Raw genomic sequence first — 17356 nt, 5'->3', positions numbered from 1 at the left:
TCTTCAAAGGCTACCGTCCACAGTTCTACTTCCGTACCACTGACGTGACCGGTAACTGCGAACTGCCGGAAGGCGTTGAAATGGTAATGCCAGGTGACAACATTCAGATGACTGTTACCCTGATCAAAACCATCGCAATGGAAGACGGTCTGCGCTTCGCTATCCGTGAAGGCGGTCGTACCGTCGGCGCCGGCGTCGTAGCAAAAATCATCGAGTAATCACTCGACCGATTGAAAAAACCCCCGCTCAGCGGGGGTTTTTTTTATTGGGTTGACACTAAATGGGGGCGTCTATAGAATCACGCCTCCTTTTAGCGGGCGTAGTGCGTCCGTTGGGAACAGCCTGGAGTCTGAAATCCAATGCAAAATCAGCAAATCCGTATCAGGTTGAAGGCTTTCGACCATCGCCTGATCGACCAATCCACCCAGGAAATCGTGGAAACCGCGAAACGTACTGGTGCACAAGTGCGTGGTCCAATTCCACTGCCTACCCGCAAAGAGCGTTTCACCGTTCTGGTCTCCCCGCACGTCAACAAAGACGCGCGTGACCAGTACGAGATCCGCACTCATAAGCGTGTTCTGGACATCGTCCAGCCAACGGATAAAACCGTTGACGCGCTGATGAAGCTTGATCTGGCGGCAGGTGTGGAAGTACAGATCAGCCTCGGCTAAGACTTCGGTCTAGTCGTGTAACGCTCTGAAATGGGCGGCCATAGCGGGTGAAAGCCCCGTACACTCATGAGGTTTACAACATGACTATTGGTGTAATCGGTCGCAAGTGCGGTATGACCCGCATTTTCACCGAAGAAGGTGTCTCCATTCCGGTCACGGTCATTGAGATCGAGCCGAATCGTGTCACCCAGTTCAAAACTGAAGAAACCGATGGCTACCGTGCAGTGCAAGTCACTGTCGGCGAGCGTCGTGCTTCGCGTGTGACTGCCGCTCAGGCAGGCCACTTCGCCAAAGCTAACGTTGCCGCTGGTCGCGGTATCTGGGAGTTCCGTCTTGAAGAAGGCGATTTCCAGGCTGGCGATCTGATCAAAGCTGAACTCTTCACTGCAGGCCAGCTGGTAGACGTTACTGGTCAGTCCAAAGGTAAAGGCTTCGCCGGTACCATCAAGCGCTGGAACTTCCGTGGTCAGGACAACACCCACGGTAACTCCGTGTCGCACCGTGTTCCTGGTTCCATCGGCCAGTGCCAGACTCCTGGTCGTGTGTTCAAGGGCAAGAAAATGTCCGGTCACATGGGCGCCGAGCGCGTGACTGTTCAGTCCCTGGAAGTAGTTCGCGTAGACGCTGAGCGCAACCTGCTGCTGGTCAAGGGTGCCGTTCCTGGCGCTACTGGCGGCGACGTGGTTGTACGTCCAGCTGTCAAGGCTCGCGGTTAAGGGGATACTGACATGCAACTTAATGTAAATGACGCTCAGGCGATCGAAGTTTCCGAACTGGCTTTCGGTGGCGAATTCAACGAGACGCTGGTACACCAAGCAGTCGTAGCCTACATGGCTGGCGGCCGTCAGGGCACCAAGCAGCAGAAGACCCGTTCCGACGTGGCCGGTGGCGGTAAGCGCCCATGGCGTCAGAAGGGTACTGGCCGTGCTCGTGCTGGTACCACTCGTGGTCCGATCTGGCGTGGCGGTGGTGTAACCTTCGCAGCTCGTCCTCAAGATCACTCGCAAAAGCTCAACAAGAAGATGTACCGCGCAGCTCTGCGCTCCATCCTCGCTGAGCTGGTGCGTAGCGACCGTCTGGTCGTGGTTCAGGACTTCGCTGTTGAAGCGCCGAAAACCAAAGATCTGCTGAACAAGCTGAACGGCATGGGTCTGAACGACGTACTGATCGTTTCTGACGCTGTTGATCAGAACCTGTACCTGGCTGCTCGCAACCTGCCGCACGTCGATGTACGTGACGTTCAAGGTTCCGACCCGGTCAGTCTGATCGCATACGAGAAGGTGTTGATCACCGTCTCGGCCGTGAAGAAATTCGAGGAGCTGCTGGGATGAACCAGGAACGCGTATTTAAAGTCCTCCTTGGCCCGCACGTTTCCGAGAAGGCTACCGTTCTGGCTGAGAAAAAAGGCCAGTTCGTATTCAAGGTTGCTACCGATGCAACCAAGCTGGAAATCAAGAAAGCTGTCGAAGGCCTGTTCAACGTAAAAGTTGAAAACGTGTCGACTGTTAACGTTCTGGGTAAAACCAAGCGTACCGCACGTGGTCTGGGCAAGCGTAATGACTGGAAGAAGGCGATCGTCTCCCTTCAGCCAGGCCAAGATCTCGATTTCAGCAGCAGTGCTGAGTAAGGAAGGGGTGCATCATGGCAATCGTTAAATGCAAACCGACTTCCCCTGGCCGCCGTTTCGTGGTCAAGGTGGTCAACAAGGAGCTGCACAAAGGCGCTCCTCACGCACCGCTGATCGAGAAAAAATCGAAGTCTGGTGGTCGTAACAACAATGGCCGCATTACCACTCGTCACGTTGGTGGTGGTCACAAGCAGCATTACCGTCTGGTCGACTTCCGTCGCAACGACAAAGATGGCATTCCAGCCACTGTCGAGCGTATCGAATACGATCCAAACCGTACTGCTCACATCGCCCTGCTGTGCTACGCAGACGGTGAGCGTCGCTACATCATCGCCCCTAAAGGCGTGAGCGCTGGCGACCAGCTGATCGCAGGTGCCCTGGCCCCAATCAAGGCCGGTAACTCCCTGCAGCTGCGCAACATTCCAGTAGGTAGCACCATTCACGGCATCGAACTGAAGCCGGGTAAAGGTGCTCAGATCGCACGTTCCGCTGGTGCCTCGGCTCAGCTGATCGCTCGCGAAGGTGTCTATGTGACCCTGCGTCTGCGCTCTGGTGAAATGCGTAAAGTCCTGGCTGAGTGCCGTGCGACCCTGGGTGAAGTCTCGAACTCCGAGCACAGCCTGCGTTCGCTGGGTAAAGCTGGTGCCAAACGCTGGCGCGGCGTTCGCCCAACCGTTCGTGGTGTTGCCATGAACCCGGTTGACCACCCACATGGTGGTGGTGAAGGTCGTACCTCCGGTGGTCGTCATCCGGTATCGCCATGGGGCTTCCCAACCAAGGGTGCGAAGACCCGCGGTAATAAGCGTACCGACAACATGATCGTCCGTCGTCGCAAGTAACTAGAGGGATACGACAGTGCCACGTTCTCTGAAAAAAGGTCCTTTTATCGATCTTCACCTGTTGAAGAAGGTCGAAGTGGCGGTGGAGAAGAACGATCGCAAGCCAGTTAAAACCTGGTCGCGCCGTTCGATGATCCTGCCACAAATGGTCGGTCTGACCATCGCGGTACACAACGGTCGCCAACACGTCCCAGTTCTCGTGAACGAAGACATGGTCGGCCACAAACTGGGCGAGTTTGCCGGTACCCGCACCTACCGCGGGCACGTGGCTGACAAGAAAGCCAAGCGTTAAGGGGTAAGGAAATGGAAGTAGCCGCTAAGTTGTCGGGCGCTCGCATCTCCGCCCAGAAAGCCCGCTTGGTCGCCGACCAGATCCGCGGGAAGAAGGTGGGCGAAGCGCTCAACCTGTTGGCCTTCAGCAGCAAAAAAGCCGCTGAAATCATGAAGAAAGTCCTCGAGTCGGCCGTTGCCAACGCCGAACACAACGAAGGCGCTGACGTTGATGACCTGAAGGTCTCCACCGTCTTCGTCAACGAAGGGCGTTCGCTGAAGCGCATCATGCCACGTGCCAAAGGCCGTGCTGATCGCATCGTCAAGCGGTCTTGCCATATCACTGTCAAGGTTGCGGACAAGTAACGGAGTCGATCAGATGGGTCAGAAAGTACATCCCACTGGCATTCGCCTGGGAATCGTCAAGGAGCACACCTCCGTCTGGTACGCAGACGGTGCTACTTACGCAGATTACCTGTTGAAGGATCTGAAAACGCGTGAGTACCTCCAAGACAAACTAAAAAGCGCGTCCGTAAGCCGTATCGATATTCATCGTCCGGCTCAAACTGCACGCATCACCATCCACACCGCTCGTCCCGGTATCGTTATCGGTAAGAAAGGTGAGGATGTCGAGAAGCTGCGTCAGGACCTGACCAAGCAGATGGGTGTGCCTGTGCACATCAACATCGAAGAGATCCGCAAGCCGGAACTCGACGCTATGCTGGTTGCGCAGAGCGTAGCTCAGCAGCTGGAACGCCGCGTAATGTTCCGTCGCGCCATGAAGCGCGCCGTGCAGAACGCCATGCGTATTGGTGCCAAGGGCATCAAGATCCAGGTGAGCGGTCGTCTCGGCGGTGCTGAGATTGCTCGTACCGAGTGGTATCGCGAAGGTCGTGTGCCGCTGCACACCCTGCGTGCCGATATCGACTACAACACCTACGAAGCTCACACCACTTACGGTGTGATCGGTGTGAAGGTTTGGATCTTCAAAGGCGAAGTTATTGGTGGTCGCCAAGAAGAACTGAAACCACAAGCACCAGCGCCTCGTAAAAAAGCTGCTAAGTAAGGGGTACGCCAAATGTTGCAACCAAAGCGTACAAAATTCCGCAAGCAGATGACCGGCCACAACCGTGGTCTGGCACTGCGCGGTAGCAAAGTCAGCTTCGGCGAATTCGCCCTGAAAGCTGTTGCTCGCGGTCGCCTCACCGCCCGCCAGATCGAGTCCGCACGTCGTGCGCTGACCCGTCACGTTAAGCGTGGCGGCAAGATCTGGATCCGCGTGTTCCCGGACAAGCCGATCTCCAAGAAGCCTCTCGAGGTTCGTATGGGTAAAGGTAAAGGCTCCGTGGAATACTGGGTTGCCCAGATCCAGCCAGGCAAAGTCCTGTACGAGATCGAGGGTGTTTCTGAAGAGCTGGCGCGTGAAGCTTTCGCCCTGGCTGCTGCAAAGCTGCCTCTCGCCACCTCCTTTGTTAAGCGGACGGTGATGTGATGAAAGCGAATGAACTTCGTGAAAAATCTGCACAGCAATTGAATGAGCAACTGCTCGGCTTGCTGCGCGACCAGTTCAATCTGCGTATGCAGAAAGCAACTGGCCAGTTGGGGCAGTCGCACCTGCTCTCGCAAGTTAAGCGTGACATCGCTCGCGTGAAAACTGTGCTTAACCAGCAGGCAGGTAAGTGATCATGGCTGAAGCTGAAAAAACCGTCCGTACGCTGACTGGCCGTGTCGTCAGCGACAAAATGGACAAGACCATCACCGTTCTGATCGAGCGTCGCGTAAAGCACCCGATCTACGGTAAATACGTTAAGCGTTCGACTAAGCTGCACGCGCACGACGAAACCAACCAGTGCAAGATCGGCGACAAAGTTTCGATTACCGAAACTCGTCCGCTGGCCAAGACCAAGTCCTGGGCACTGGTTGAAGTCCTCGAACGCGCTGTTGAAGTCTAAGGGCTAGGGGTCGGAGAAATTTTATGATTCAGACTCAATCCATGCTCGATGTGGCCGATAACAGCGGCGCTCGTCGCGTCATGTGCATCAAGGTACTCGGCGGTTCGCACCGCCGTTACGCCGGCATCGGTGACATCATCAAAGTAACCGTCAAGGAAGCTATTCCGCGCGGTAAGGTCAAAAAAGGCCAGGTGATGACTGCTGTTGTCGTCCGTACCCGTCACGGTGTACGTCGCGCTGACGGTTCCATCATTCGTTTCGACGGCAACGCTGCTGTTCTGCTGAACACCAAGCAAGAGCCGATCGGCACTCGCATCTTCGGGCCAGTGACCCGTGAACTTCGTACTGAGAAGTTCATGAAGATCGTCTCGCTCGCCCCTGAAGTGCTGTAAGGAGATCCGACATGCAAAAGATTCGTCGTGACGACGAGATCATCGTGATCGCCGGCAAAGACAAAGGTAAGCGCGGTAAGGTGCTGAAGGTTCTGGCTGATGACCGTCTGGTCGTTGGCGGTGTGAACCTGGTCAAGCGTCATACCAAGCCTAACCCGATGGCGGGCGTACAGGGCGGTATCGTCGAAAAAGAAGCGCCTCTGCACGCTTCCAACGTTGCCATCTTCAACGGTGAAACCAACAAGGCTGACCGCGTTGGTTTCAAAGTAGAAGACGGTAAGAAAATTCGTGTCTTCAAGTCGACCCAAAAAGCGGTTGATGCTTGAACACTGCTAGGTAGAAGACCATGGCACGACTGAAAGAGATTTACCGGAACGAAATCGCTCCAAAGCTTAAGGAAGAACTTAAGCTGTCGAACGTGATGGAAGTTCCGCGCGTTACCAAAATCACCCTGAACATGGGTCTGGGCGAAGCGATCGGTGACAAGAAAGTCATCGAGCACGCTGTTGCCGACCTGGAAAAGATCACCGGTCAAAAGCCGGTCGTGACTTTCGCTCGTAAATCCATCGCTGGCTTCAAAGTCCGTGAAGGATGGCCGATCGGTGTCAAGGTGACCCTGCGTAGCGACAAGATGTACGAATTCCTGGACCGCCTGCTGGCGATCTCCCTGCCTCGGGTCCGCGACTTCCGCGGCCTGAATGCCAAGTCCTTCGATGGCCGTGGCAACTACAGCATGGGCGTGAAAGAGCAGATCATCTTCCCGGAAATCGATTACGACAAGATCGATGCTCTGCGCGGTTTGGACATCACCCTGACCACCACTGCTCGTTCGGATGACGAAGGCCGCGCTCTGCTGCGTGCATTCAAATTCCCGTTCCGCAACTGATTGGAGTAGGAAAATGGCCAAGAAGAGCATGAAAAACCGCGAGCTGAAGCGTCAGCTCACGGTAGCCAAGTTCGCTAAGAAGCGTGCTGAGCTGAAAGCGACCATCGTCAACCTGAACGCCTCTCCAGAAGAGCGTTTCGCTGCCGTTGTCGCTCTGCAGAAGCAGCCACGTGATGCCAGCGCTTCGCGTCTGCGCAACCGTTGCCGCCTGACCGGTCGTCCTCACGGTGTATACCGTAAGTTCGGCCTGGGCCGTAACATGCTGCGTCAAGCTGCAATGCGCGGTGACGTTCCAGGTCTGGTCAAGGCCTCCTGGTAATCGCTGCAGGTGTAACACCGGCGCAAGGTTGAGCAATCTTCCGACCGTCGGTGATCTCACCAACAAACAAGCCCCCTCGTGGGGCTTGTTTCGTTTCTGCCTTGTGTCTAGAATGACCGGCTCACCCGAGCCTGGGGTCTTTGACCTGCCTGTTTGGGTGGCTGTTATAGCCGCAAGGCTAATATTTCTTGTATCAGGAGCATCTAGCCCATGAGTATGCAGGACCCGTTAGCGGACATGCTAACTCGCATCCGTAATGCCCAGATGGCTGAAAAGTCCGTCGTAAGCATGCCTTCCTCTACCCTGAAGGTCGCGGTTGCCAAAGTTCTGAAGGACGAAGGTTACATCGCTGGCTACCAGGTTACTGGCGAAGCCAAGCCTTCCCTGTCGATCGAACTGAAGTACTTCGAAGGCCGTCCGGTCATCGAAGAACTGAAGCGCTCCAGCCGTCCAGGCCTGCGCCAGTACAAGTCCGTCACTGAGCTGCCGAAAGTACGTGGTGGCCTGGGCGTGTCTATTGTCTCCACCAACAAAGGTGTGATGACTGATCGCGCTGCGCGCGCTGCCGGTGTCGGCGGCGAAGTTCTCTGCACAGTGTTCTAAGGGGGGATAGACATGTCTCGCGTCGCTAAGAACCCCGTTAAGCTGCCATCCGGTGTCGAAGTCAAATTCGCCGGTCAGCAGCTTTCGGTGAAGGGTGCCAAAGGCACTCTCGAACTGAACGTTCACTCGTCTGTTGAAGTTACCGAAGAGTCTGGTGAGCTGCGTTTCGTCGCTCGCAATGGTGACCAGCAAGCTCGTGCCATGGCCGGTACTACCCGCGCTCTGGTGAACAACATGGTCCAAGGCGTAAGCCAAGGCTTCGAGCGCAAGCTCCAGCTGGTCGGTGTTGGTTACAAGGCACAGGCCAAAGGCACCGTCCTGAACCTGGCCCTGGGCTTCTCTCACCCAGTGGACTACGAACTGCCAGCCGGTATCACCGCTGAAACTCCTAGCCAGACCGACATCCTGATCAAGGGTATCGACAAGCAGCTGGTAGGTCAGGTGGCCGCTGAAATCCGCGGGTTCCGTCCGCCAGAGCCTTACAAAGGCAAAGGTGTGCGTTACGCGGACGAAGTAGTCCGTCGTAAAGAAGCCAAGAAGAAGTAGGGCCTAGCAAATGACCGACAAAAAAGTTATCCGACTGCGTCGCGCTCGCAAAGCACGCCTCAAGATGCACGAACTCGAAGTCGTGCGCCTGTGCGTGTTCCGCTCCTCGCAGCACATCTACGCCCAGGTCATTTCGGCCGACGGCAGCAAGGTTCTGGCAAGCGCCTCGACCTTGGACAAAGACCTGCGTGATGGCGCCACTGGCAACATCGACGCGGCCACTAAGGTTGGCAAGCTGGTAGCTGAGCGCGCGAAAGCCGCCGGTGTATCTCAAGTTGCCTTTGACCGTTCCGGCTTCAAGTACCATGGCCGCGTCAAAGCGCTGGCTGATGCTGCTCGTGAAGGCGGGCTGGAGTTCTAAGTTATGGCAAATAACGATCAAAAGCGCGACGAAGGCTACATCGAGAAGCTGGTTCAAGTTAACCGCGTAGCTAAAACCGTTAAAGGCGGCCGCATCTTCACCTTCACCGCACTGACCGTGGTAGGTGATGGCAAGGGTCGTGTAGGTTTCGGCCGTGGTAAATCGCGCGAAGTTCCTGCTGCAATCCAGAAAGCCATGGAAGCTGCTCGTCGCAACATGATTCAGGTTGACCTGAAGGGCACCACTCTGCAGTACGCCACCAAGGCCGCTCACGGCGCCTCGAAGGTTTACATGCAGCCTGCCTCGGAAGGTACCGGTATCATCGCCGGCGGCGCAATGCGTGCCGTCCTGGAAGTTGCTGGCGTTCAGAACGTCCTGGCCAAGTGCTACGGTTCGACCAACCCAGTGAACGTGGTTTACGCCACCTTCAAGGGTCTGAAAGCCATGCAATCTCCTGAGTCCATTGCTGCCAAGCGCGGCAAGAGCGTTGAGGAGATCTTCTAATCATGGCAACCGTAAAAGTTACGCTGATCAAGAGCGTCTCGGGCCGCCTGCCTAACCACAAACTGTGCGTTAAAGGTCTGGGTCTGCGTCGCATCGGTCACACTGTAGAAGTCCAAGATACTCCCGAAAACCGCGGGATGATCAACAAGGCTTACTACATGCTGAAGGTCGAGGGTTAATCGATGAAACTCAATGATCTGAGTCCAGCGCCGGGTTCCCGTCGCGAGAAGCATCGTCCAGGTCGTGGTATCGGTAGCGGTCTGGGTAAGACTGGCGGCCGCGGCCACAAAGGTCAGACCTCCCGTTCCGGTGGTTCGATCGCTCCTGGCTTCGAAGGCGGTCAACAGCCGCTGCACCGTCGTCTGCCGAAGTTCGGCTTCGTTTCCCTGAAAGCCATGGACCGCGCTGAAGTGCGTCTGTCCGAGCTGGCTAAAGTGGAAGGCGACGTGGTATCCGTGCAATCCCTGAAGGATGCCAACGTGATCGGCCAGAACGTACAGCGTGTGAAAATCATGCTGTCTGGCGAAGTCACTCGCGCAGTCACCATCAAGGGCATCGCAGCCACCAAGGGTGCGCGTGCGGCTATCGAAGCAGCTGGCGGCAAGTTCGAGGAATAAATGGCTAAGCAAGGTGCTCTCTCTTCGCTCGGTAAGGGCGGGATGTCGGAACTCTGGGCTCGTCTGCGCTTTCTGTTCATGGCGATCATCGTCTATCGGATAGGTGCGCATATCCCGGTTCCAGGCATCAATCCAGACCGTCTGGCGGATCTGTTTCGGCAGAATGAGGGGACCATTCTTAGCTTGTTCAACATGTTTTCCGGTGGCGCGCTCGAACGCATGAGCATCTTTGCATTGGGGATCATGCCGTACATTTCGGCATCGATCATCATGCAGCTGATGACTGCGGTCAGCCCGCAACTGGAGCAGTTGAAGAAGGAAGGTGAAGCTGGCCGTCGCAAGATCAGCCAGTACACCCGCTACGGCACCGTTATCCTGGCATTGGTTCAAGCCATTGGCATGTCCATTGGCCTGGCCAACCAGGGCGTGGCGTTTTCTGCAGGGCTCGGCTTCTATGTCGTTGCCGTCTCCACTTTCGTGGCGGGCGCAATGTTCATGATGTGGCTGGGCGAGCAGATCACCGAGCGCGGTGTGGGCAACGGTATCTCGATGTTGATCTTCGCGGGTATCGTTGCCGGTCTTCCGAGAGCAATCGGGCAGTCTTTCGAGTCTGCGCGCACAGGCGATATCAACATTTTCGCCCTGGTCGCTATCGGTTTGCTTGCAGTAGCGATCATCGGTTTCGTGGTGTTCATTGAGCGTGGTCAGCGTCGTATCGCCGTTCACTATGCCAAGCGTCAGCAGGGCCGCAAGGTCTTCGCCGCGCAGACCAGCCACTTGCCGTTGAAAGTGAATATGGCGGGGGTCATCCCGGCCATCTTCGCGAGCAGCATTTTGCTGTTCCCGGCTTCGCTGGGTGCCTGGTTCGGTCAGTCCGAAGGTATGGGCTGGCTGCAGGACGTCTCGCAGTCGATCGCTCCTGGTCAGCCGTTGAACATTCTGCTGTTTAGTGCAGGGATCATTTTCTTCTGCTTCTTCTATACAGCGCTGATGTTCAACCCGAAAGACGTAGCGGAAAACCTGAAGAAGTCCGGTGCCTTTATTCCGGGTATCCGTCCTGGTGAACAGTCTGCGCGCTACATTGATGGCGTTCTGACTCGTCTGACCATGTTCGGTGCTCTTTACATGATGGCCGTCTGCCTTCTGCCCCAGTTCCTGGTGGTGGCAGCAAATGTGCCGTTCTACCTTGGCGGGACCTCGTTGCTGATTGTGGTAGTGGTTGTGATGGACTTCATGTCCCAAGTACAATCGCACCTCGTTTCGCACCAGTACGAATCCCTGATGAAGAAAGCCAACCTGAAAGGCTACGGTGGCAGCGGTCTGCTGCGCTGATAGGCCCCTAAGGTTCGAGGAGTCGGTAATGAAAGTTCGTGCATCGGTGAAAAAGCTGTGCCGTAACTGCAAGATCATCCGTCGCGAAGGCGTCGTACGAGTGATCTGCAGCGCGGAACCGCGTCACAAACAGCGCCAAGGCTGAGTGTGATCTGCGCTTCAAACCCAGCAGCTAGTGTGCTGCTGGGTTGATTATTCGTTTCTACAGCGATATTATCTCGCGCCCTATTTCTTGGCTTCCGGGGCGTAGGTAGCTGTCAATTGGAGTCCCACTGAATGGCCCGTATTGCAGGCGTCAACATTCCAGATAACAAGCATACTGTTATCTCGCTGACCTACATCTATGGTGTCGGTCGCACAACTGCACAGAAGATTTGTGCAGACGCTGGTGTAAACCCAGCCGCAAAGATCAAGGATCTGAGCGACGAGCAAATCGAAACCCTGCGTGGCGAAGTCGCTAAGTTCACCACCGAAGGTGACCTGCGTCGTGACGTCAACATGAAGATCAAGCGCTTGATGGACCTGGGTTGCTACCGCGGCCTGCGTCATCGTAAAGGTCTGCCGGTTCGCGGTCAGCGCACCAAGACCAACGCACGCACCCGTAAGGGCCCGCGTAAGCCGATCCGCAAGTAATCGCCCAGGAATATAGACATGGCAAAACCTGCTGCTCGTCCTCGTAAAAAAGTCAAAAAGACAGTGGTTGATGGCATCGCCCACATCCACGCCTCTTTTAACAACACCATCGTGACCATCACCGACCGTCAGGGCAATGCATTGTCCTGGGCTACTTCCGGTGGTTCGGGTTTCCGTGGTTCGCGCAAATCCACCCCGTTCGCAGCTCAGATCGCTGCCGAGCGTGCTGGTCAAGCTGCGCTGGAATATGGTCTGAAAAACCTCGACGTAAACGTCAAGGGTCCAGGTCCAGGTCGTGAATCCGCCGTTCGTGCACTGAACAGCTGCGGCTACAAGATCGCCAGCATCACCGACGTGACGCCAATCCCGCACAACGGGTGCCGTCCGCCGAAGAAGCGTCGCGTGTAATCAGGAGACAGAAGAATGGCACGTTACATTGGTCCAAAATGCAAACTGTCTCGTCGTGAAGGCACCGACCTGTTCCTGAAGAGCGGCGTTCGCGCTCTGGAATCGAAGTGCAACATCGAAGCAGCCCCAGGTATCCACGGCCAGCGCCGTGGCCGTCAGTCCGACTACGGTACCCAGCTGCGCGAGAAACAAAAAGTTCGTCGTATCTATGGTGTTCTGGAGCGTCAGTTCCGCGGTTACTACCAAGCTGCTGCCTCGAAAAAAGGCGCAACCGGTGAGAACCTGCTGCAACTGCTCGAGTGCCGTCTGGATAACGTCGTTTACCGTATGGGCTTCGGCTCGACTCGTTCCGAGTCGCGTCAGCTGGTTTCGCACAAAGCGATCAGCGTCAACGGTAAGACTGTAAACATTCCATCCTACCAAGTTCGTCCGGGTGACGTGGTCGCGGTTCGCGAGAAGTCGTCGAACCAGCTGCGCATTGTTCAAGCCCTTGAACTGTGCGCCCAGCGTGGCCGAGTTGAGTGGGTAGACGTAGATTCCGCTAAAAAGTCGGGCGTTTTCAAGAACGTCCCAGCTCGTGGCGATCTGTCTGCCGACATCAACGAAAACCTGATTGTCGAGCTCTACTCCAAGTAAGGGCTAGAAAATAGGTGCATCCATGCAGATTTCGGTAAATGAGTTCCTGACTCCCCGCCACATTGATGTGCAGGTAGTCAGTCCGACCCGCGCCAAGATTACGCTCGAGCCTCTCGAGCGTGGTTTCGGCCATACCCTGGGCAACGCGCTGCGCCGCATCCTGTTGTCCTCCATGCCTGGCTGTGCAGTAGTCGAGGCCGAGATTGATGGTGTACTCCATGAGTACTCCGCGATCGAAGGTGTTCAGGAAGACGTAATTGAAATCCTGTTGAACCTGAAAGGCCTGGCTATCAAACTGCACGGTCGTGACGAAGTTACGCTGACCTTGTCGAAAAAGGGTTCGGGGGTGGTTACCGCTGCCGATATTCAGCTGGATCACGATGTCGAGATCGTCAACCCCGATCACGTAATCGCGAACCTGGCGTCCAACGGCGCCCTGAACATGAAGCTCACCGTAGCTCGTGGTCGCGGTTACGAGCCGGCTGACTCCCGTCAAACCGACGAAGACGAAAGCCGTAGCATTGGCCGTCTGCAGCTGGACGCTTCGTTCAGCCCGGTGCGTCGTATCGCCTATGTGGTCGAGAACGCCCGTGTTGAACAGCGTACCAACCTGGACAAGCTGGTCATTGATCTGGAAACCAACGGCACCCTGGATCCTGAAGAGGCTATCCGTCGCGCTGCGACCATCCTGCAACAGCAGTTGGCCGCGTTCGTCGACCTCAAAGGTGACAGCGAGCCTGTCGTAGTCGAGCAGGAAGACGAGATCGATCCGATCCTGCTGCGTCCGGTTGACGACCTGGAACTGACTGTACGTTCGGCCAACTGCCTCAAGGCGGAGAACATCTACTACATCGGCGACCTGATTCAGCGTACCGAAGTAGAGCTGTTGAAAACTCCTAACCTTGGCAAGAAGTCCCTGACTGAAATCAAGGACGTCCTGGCCTCTCGTGGTCTGTCTCTCGGCATGCGCCTCGACAACTGGCCGCCTGCAAGTCTTAAGAAAGACGACAAGGCGACCGCCTGATCGTCGTAATCACCGAACGTAGTGTTTGGTAAGGAATGAATCATGCGTCATCGTAAAAGTGGACGTCACCTGAGCCGTACCAGCTCTCACCGCAAGGCTATGTTCCAGAACATGGCAGTGTCGTTGATCGAGCACGAGCTGATCAAAACCACCCTGCCGAAAGCCAAGGAACTGCGCCGCGTTGCCGAGCCGCTGATCACCCTGGCCAAGGAAGACAGCGTTGCTAACCGTCGTCTGGCCTTCGATCGTACCCGTTCGAAGACTGCCGTTGGCAAACTGTTCAACGACCTGGGCAAGCGTTACGCCACTCGTCAGGGCGGCTACCTGCGCATCCTGAAGTGCGGTTTCCGCGCTGGCGACAACGCGCCTATGGCGTACGTCGAGCTGGTTGATCGTCCGGTCGGCGGTGCTGTAGAAGCTGCTGAGTAAGACGTTCTGTCTGCTACAAAGAACCGGGCCTAGTGCCCGGTTTTTTGTGTGTTAATAAATTGTTTATTTCTATCGGTGCGAGTCGTTTAATAAATTTGTTTGGAAATTACTGTTCGTCGATACTCCTTTTCAAGCCGATCAGCCGGCACTCGAATACCGATAAGGAGAGCCCATGAGCACGATTCTCACCACCGCCAGCGGTGCACCTGTAGCCGATAACCAGAACTCGCGTTCCGCCGGCCCTCGTGGCCCGCTGTTGCTCGATGATTTTCACCTCATCGAAAAGCTCGCGCATTTCAATCGCGAAAACATCCCAGAGCGCCGCGTACACGCCAAAGGCTCCGGTGCCTATGGCACCTTCACCGTCACCCGCGATATCACTTCGTACACCAGTGCCAAGCTGTTTGAGCAAGTCGGCAAACAGACCGAAACGTTCTTGCGGTTTTCCACTGTCGGCGGCGAACGTGGCTCTGCAGACACTGAGCGTGACCCACGTGGCTTTGCGGTCAAGTTTTACACCGAGGAAGGCAACTGGGACATCGTCGGCAATAACACGCCTGTGTTCTTCATTCGCGACCCGCTGAAATTCCCAGACTTCATCCACACCCAAAAGCGTCACCCGCAAACCAATCTGAAGAACGCGCAGATGATGTGGGACTTCTGGTCGCATTCGCCTGAGGCGTTGCACCAGGTCACCATTCTGTTCTCCGATCGGGGTATCCCAGACGGTTATCGGCACATGCATGGGTTCGGTAGCCACACCTACAGCCTGGTCAATGCCCAAGGGCAACGCACCTGGGTGAAGTGGCACTTCAAGACCCAGCAAGGTATCAAGAACTTGGCGCCGGCTGAGGCGGCCCGTCTGGCTGGCAGCGATCCCGACTACGCTCAGCGCGACCTGTTCGAAGCCATCGAGCGTGGCGATTACCCGCGTTGGACCGTGTGCATCCAGGTAATGAGCGAAGCTGAGGCCGCCAGCCGCGATGAGAACCCGTTCGATGTGACTAAAACCTGGTCCCAGAAGGAGTACCCATTGATCGAAGTGGGTGTGCTGGAGCTCAACCGTAACCCGCTCAACTATTTCGCCGAAGTCGAGCAGGCGACGTTCGGTCCGAGCAATATGGTGCCCGGGGTCGGCTTGTCGCCAGACCGCATGCTGCAGGGCCGTGTGTTCGCATATGCCGATGCCCATCGCTACCGTGTAGGCACCAATCATCAGCAACTGCCGGTCAATGCGCCACGTAGCCCAGTCCATAGCTATCAGCGTGATGGAGCCATGGCCACCGGTAGCTACGGCAGCGCGCCCAACTACGAGCCTAACAGCTATGCCGATGCACCCAAGCAATCACCGCGTCATGGGGAACCTGCATTGGCGCTTAGCGGTGCCGCAGACCGCCACGATCACCGTGCGGACAGCGATTACTTCAGCCACGCAGGCGCCTTGTTCCGTTTGATGAGCGATGAGCAGAAGGCGCTTTTGATCAACAACATCGCCGGAACCATGGGTGGCGTGAGTGAGGATGTGATCCAGCGTCAGTTGCAGTACTTCTTCAAGGCAGACCCCGCCTACGGCGAAGGCATTGCCAAAGCGTTGGGCATGAATCTCGCCTGAGTCGAAGTGATAAACAGAACCGCCCTCATTTGGGCGGTTTTTCAATGAATATCACTACTGTTTAACCGATTTATTGCGCCTGATTGCGCATTTTTCAGTGACCACAGTCGAAAGCTGGTTCACACTATATGCATCAAACCGTTTTCACAGGGAGAAGCAGGGCGATGCAAGGTCACCCGGACGTTATCAACTACCTCGTCACGTTGCTCAAGGGTGAACTGGCCGCACGCGACCAGTACTTCATCCACTCGCGCATGTACGAAGACTGGGGCTTGTCCAAGCTCTATGAGCGCATCAACCACGAGATGGAAGAAGAAGCCCAGCACGCCGATGCGTTGATGCGTCGTATCCTCATGCTAGAAGGCACGCCTGACATGCGCGCGGACGACCTGGAAGTGGGGAGCACCGTGCCAGAGATGATCGAGGCCGACCTCAAGCTCGAGTACAAGGTGCGTGGCGCACTGTGCAAAGGTATCGAGCTGTGTGAGCTGCACAAGGACTACGTCAGCCGTGACATCCTGCGTGCGCAACTGGCCGACACCGAAGAAGATCACACCTATTGGCTGGAGAAGCAGCAAGGTCTGATCAAGGCTATTGGCCTGCAGAATTACTTGCAGTCGCAAATGTAAAACAGGGGGCGCTAATGCGCCCCCTTGTTGTTTCAAGCCCGATCACGCTCCAGCAGCGGTTTGAGGTAGTGCCCGGTGTAGGATTGCTTCATCTTGCTCAGCTCCTCTGGGGTGCCGCAGGCGATGATCTGCCCACCCTTGGATCCGCCCTCCGGGCCCAGGTCTACAAGCCAGTCAGCCGTTTTGATCACATCCAGGTTGTGCTCGATCACCACTACGGTGTTGCCGTGATCACGTAGTCGATGCAGCACATCCAGCAGTTGTTGAATATCGGCAAAGTGCAGGCCGGTGGTCGGCTCGTCCAGGATGTACAGGGTCTTGCCGGTATCGCGCTTGGACAGCTCACGCGACAGCTTCACGCGCTGCGCCTCACCACCGGACAAGGTGGTTGCCGACTGCCCCAGCTTGATATACGACAATCCCACGTCCATCAGCGTCTGAAGCTTGCGCGCCAGCGCCGGTACCGCATCGAAGAACTCGCGGGCATCCTCGATGGTCATTTCCAGCACCTCGTGGATGTTCTTGCCTTTGTACTTGATTTCCAGGGTCTCGCGGTTATAGCGCTTGCTTTTGCACACGTCACAGGGCACATAGATGTCCGGCAGAAAATGCATTTCCACCTTGATCAGGCCATCGCCCTGGCACGCCTCGCAGCGGCCGCCCTTGACGTTGAACGAGAAACGCCCAGGCCCGTAGCCCCGTGAACGCGACTCTGGCACGCCGGAAAAAAGCTCACGGATCGGCGTAAAGATGCCGGTATAGGTGGCCGGATTGGAGCGCGGTGTACGGCCGATCGGGCTCTGGTCGATGTCCACAACCTTGTCCAGGTGCTGCAAGCCGTCCATGCTGCTGTGCGGCGCGGCTTCCAGGCTGCTCGCGCCGTTCAGGGCAGTGGCTGCCAGGGGGAACAGGGTGTTGTTGATCAGGGTCGATTTGCCCGAGCCCGATACGCCGGTCACGCAAGTCAGCAGGCCGATCGGCACTTCCAGGTCAACGTTCTGCAGGTTGTTGCCACGCGCGCCTTTGAGTTTGAGCTGCAGCTTCTTGTTGCGCGGTGTACGTTTGG

At 56.3% G+C, this 17356-nt stretch carries 30 protein-coding genes and 2 pseudogenes; 31 read left to right on the top strand and 1 reads right to left on the bottom strand.

What is annotated here, in order from left to right; genetic code table 11:
* The 31 genes and pseudogenes from J5M56_RS23005 to bfr all read left to right on the top strand — a co-directional run.
* Positions 1-218 (top strand): annotated as a pseudogene (locus tag J5M56_RS23005) (elongation factor Tu); the annotation flags it as partial.
* A gap of 141 nt (positions 219-359) precedes the next feature.
* On the top strand, positions 360-671 hold the full coding sequence (gene rpsJ / locus J5M56_RS23000; protein ID WP_003186070.1) for a 30S ribosomal protein S10: 312 nt from the start codon (positions 360-362) through the stop codon (positions 669-671).
* Positions 672-751: 80 nt separating this feature from the next.
* Entirely contained in the window at positions 752-1387 is a 636-nt protein-coding gene (rplC, locus tag J5M56_RS22995) for a 50S ribosomal protein L3 (RefSeq protein WP_060478897.1), read from the top strand.
* Between the two features lie 12 nt (positions 1388-1399).
* Positions 1400-2002 (top strand): 50S ribosomal protein L4, encoded by a 603-nt coding sequence (gene rplD, locus J5M56_RS22990; RefSeq protein WP_027917846.1) that lies wholly within the window; start codon positions 1400-1402, stop codon positions 2000-2002.
* Positions 1999-2298, top strand: a complete 300-nt coding sequence (gene rplW / locus J5M56_RS22985; RefSeq protein ID WP_003255484.1) for a 50S ribosomal protein L23 — start codon at positions 1999-2001, stop codon at positions 2296-2298. Before rplD ends, rplW begins: the two co-directional genes overlap by 4 nt.
* Positions 2299-2312: 14 nt before the next feature.
* On the top strand, positions 2313-3137 hold the full coding sequence (rplB, locus tag J5M56_RS22980) for a 50S ribosomal protein L2 (protein ID WP_003255483.1): 825 nt from the start codon (positions 2313-2315) through the stop codon (positions 3135-3137).
* 16 nt (positions 3138-3153) lie between these two features.
* Positions 3154-3429 carry a 30S ribosomal protein S19 gene (rpsS, locus tag J5M56_RS22975; RefSeq protein WP_003255482.1) on the top strand — a complete coding sequence of 92 codons (276 nt, stop codon included), beginning with the start codon at positions 3154-3156 and terminating at the stop codon, positions 3427-3429.
* A gap of 11 nt (positions 3430-3440) precedes the next feature.
* Complete coding sequence (gene rplV, locus J5M56_RS22970) at positions 3441-3773, top strand: 50S ribosomal protein L22 (protein WP_003103908.1); 333 nt, start codon at positions 3441-3443, stop codon at positions 3771-3773.
* A 13-nt stretch (positions 3774-3786) separates the two neighbouring features.
* Positions 3787-4473 (top strand): 30S ribosomal protein S3, encoded by a 687-nt coding sequence (gene rpsC, locus J5M56_RS22965; protein ID WP_003255481.1) that lies wholly within the window; start codon positions 3787-3789, stop codon positions 4471-4473.
* A 12-nt stretch (positions 4474-4485) separates the two neighbouring features.
* Positions 4486-4899, top strand: coding sequence for a 50S ribosomal protein L16 (rplP, locus tag J5M56_RS22960; protein ID WP_003255479.1), 414 nt, complete (start codon positions 4486-4488; stop codon positions 4897-4899).
* The gene (gene rpmC, locus J5M56_RS22955; protein WP_002555481.1) at positions 4899-5090 is read left to right on the top strand and encodes a 50S ribosomal protein L29; all 192 of its coding nucleotides are present in this window, start codon (positions 4899-4901) and stop codon (positions 5088-5090) included. Before rplP ends, rpmC begins: the two co-directional genes overlap by 1 nt.
* Before the next feature lie 2 nt (positions 5091-5092).
* Positions 5093-5359, top strand: coding sequence for a 30S ribosomal protein S17 (gene rpsQ / locus J5M56_RS22950; RefSeq protein WP_023534981.1), 267 nt, complete (start codon positions 5093-5095; stop codon positions 5357-5359).
* Positions 5360-5382: 23 nt separating this feature from the next.
* A complete protein-coding gene (gene rplN, locus J5M56_RS22945; RefSeq protein WP_008089810.1) occupies positions 5383-5751 on the top strand; it encodes a 50S ribosomal protein L14 in 369 nt (122 codons plus the stop codon).
* Positions 5752-5762: 11 nt separating this feature from the next.
* Complete coding sequence (gene rplX, locus J5M56_RS22940) at positions 5763-6077, top strand: 50S ribosomal protein L24 (RefSeq protein WP_016715319.1); 315 nt, start codon at positions 5763-5765, stop codon at positions 6075-6077.
* A gap of 20 nt (positions 6078-6097) precedes the next feature.
* A complete protein-coding gene (rplE, locus tag J5M56_RS22935; RefSeq protein ID WP_003255474.1) occupies positions 6098-6637 on the top strand; it encodes a 50S ribosomal protein L5 in 540 nt (179 codons plus the stop codon).
* A gap of 13 nt (positions 6638-6650) precedes the next feature.
* Entirely contained in the window at positions 6651-6956 is a 306-nt protein-coding gene (gene rpsN, locus J5M56_RS22930; RefSeq protein WP_003255472.1) for a 30S ribosomal protein S14, read from the top strand.
* A gap of 210 nt (positions 6957-7166) precedes the next feature.
* Positions 7167-7559 carry a 30S ribosomal protein S8 gene (gene rpsH, locus J5M56_RS22925; RefSeq protein WP_019097628.1) on the top strand — a complete coding sequence of 131 codons (393 nt, stop codon included), beginning with the start codon at positions 7167-7169 and terminating at the stop codon, positions 7557-7559.
* Between the two features lie 12 nt (positions 7560-7571).
* On the top strand, positions 7572-8105 hold the full coding sequence (gene rplF, locus J5M56_RS22920; protein ID WP_060478898.1) for a 50S ribosomal protein L6: 534 nt from the start codon (positions 7572-7574) through the stop codon (positions 8103-8105).
* A 10-nt stretch (positions 8106-8115) separates the two neighbouring features.
* Positions 8116-8466 carry a 50S ribosomal protein L18 gene (gene rplR / locus J5M56_RS22915; protein WP_003255467.1) on the top strand — a complete coding sequence of 117 codons (351 nt, stop codon included), beginning with the start codon at positions 8116-8118 and terminating at the stop codon, positions 8464-8466.
* 3 nt (positions 8467-8469) lie between these two features.
* Entirely contained in the window at positions 8470-8970 is a 501-nt protein-coding gene (gene rpsE, locus J5M56_RS22910) for a 30S ribosomal protein S5 (protein ID WP_003255465.1), read from the top strand.
* Between the two features lie 2 nt (positions 8971-8972).
* Positions 8973-9149, top strand: coding sequence for a 50S ribosomal protein L30 (gene rpmD / locus J5M56_RS22905; protein WP_003255463.1), 177 nt, complete (start codon positions 8973-8975; stop codon positions 9147-9149).
* 3 nt (positions 9150-9152) lie between these two features.
* A complete protein-coding gene (gene rplO, locus J5M56_RS22900) occupies positions 9153-9587 on the top strand; it encodes a 50S ribosomal protein L15 (protein ID WP_023382625.1) in 435 nt (144 codons plus the stop codon).
* Entirely contained in the window at positions 9588-10919 is a 1332-nt protein-coding gene (secY, locus tag J5M56_RS22895) for a preprotein translocase subunit SecY (RefSeq protein ID WP_060478899.1), read from the top strand.
* 28 nt (positions 10920-10947) lie between these two features.
* Positions 10948-11064 carry a 50S ribosomal protein L36 gene (gene rpmJ / locus J5M56_RS22890; protein WP_002555468.1) on the top strand — a complete coding sequence of 39 codons (117 nt, stop codon included), beginning with the start codon at positions 10948-10950 and terminating at the stop codon, positions 11062-11064.
* A 131-nt stretch (positions 11065-11195) separates the two neighbouring features.
* Entirely contained in the window at positions 11196-11552 is a 357-nt protein-coding gene (gene rpsM / locus J5M56_RS22885; protein ID WP_012316515.1) for a 30S ribosomal protein S13, read from the top strand.
* An 18-nt stretch (positions 11553-11570) separates the two neighbouring features.
* The gene (rpsK, locus tag J5M56_RS22880; protein WP_003255454.1) at positions 11571-11960 is read left to right on the top strand and encodes a 30S ribosomal protein S11; all 390 of its coding nucleotides are present in this window, start codon (positions 11571-11573) and stop codon (positions 11958-11960) included.
* Between the two features lie 15 nt (positions 11961-11975).
* Entirely contained in the window at positions 11976-12596 is a 621-nt protein-coding gene (gene rpsD / locus J5M56_RS22875; RefSeq protein WP_012316514.1) for a 30S ribosomal protein S4, read from the top strand.
* Between the two features lie 22 nt (positions 12597-12618).
* Positions 12619-13620 carry a DNA-directed RNA polymerase subunit alpha gene (gene rpoA, locus J5M56_RS22870; RefSeq protein WP_003255452.1) on the top strand — a complete coding sequence of 334 codons (1002 nt, stop codon included), beginning with the start codon at positions 12619-12621 and terminating at the stop codon, positions 13618-13620.
* Between the two features lie 42 nt (positions 13621-13662).
* Complete coding sequence (rplQ, locus tag J5M56_RS22865; protein WP_060478900.1) at positions 13663-14049, top strand: 50S ribosomal protein L17; 387 nt, start codon at positions 13663-13665, stop codon at positions 14047-14049.
* 172 nt (positions 14050-14221) lie between these two features.
* Complete coding sequence (locus J5M56_RS22860) at positions 14222-15661, top strand: catalase (protein ID WP_207937856.1); 1440 nt, start codon at positions 14222-14224, stop codon at positions 15659-15661.
* A 164-nt stretch (positions 15662-15825) separates the two neighbouring features.
* Positions 15826-16290, top strand: a complete 465-nt coding sequence (gene bfr / locus J5M56_RS22855; protein ID WP_060478902.1) for a bacterioferritin — start codon at positions 15826-15828, stop codon at positions 16288-16290.
* A 32-nt stretch (positions 16291-16322) separates the two neighbouring features.
* Here bfr and J5M56_RS22850 read toward each other — a convergent pair.
* A pseudogene (locus tag J5M56_RS22850) lies at positions 16323-17356 on the bottom strand (excinuclease ABC subunit UvrA); the annotation flags it as partial.

Source organism: Pseudomonas sp. 51_B (genome assembly GCF_017491595.1).
Classification (GTDB): Bacteria; Pseudomonadota; Gammaproteobacteria; order Pseudomonadales; family Pseudomonadaceae; genus Aquipseudomonas; species Aquipseudomonas promysalinigenes.
Note: the sequence above shows the minus strand (reverse complement) of the source record. Positions and strands in the feature narration are given on the sequence as shown.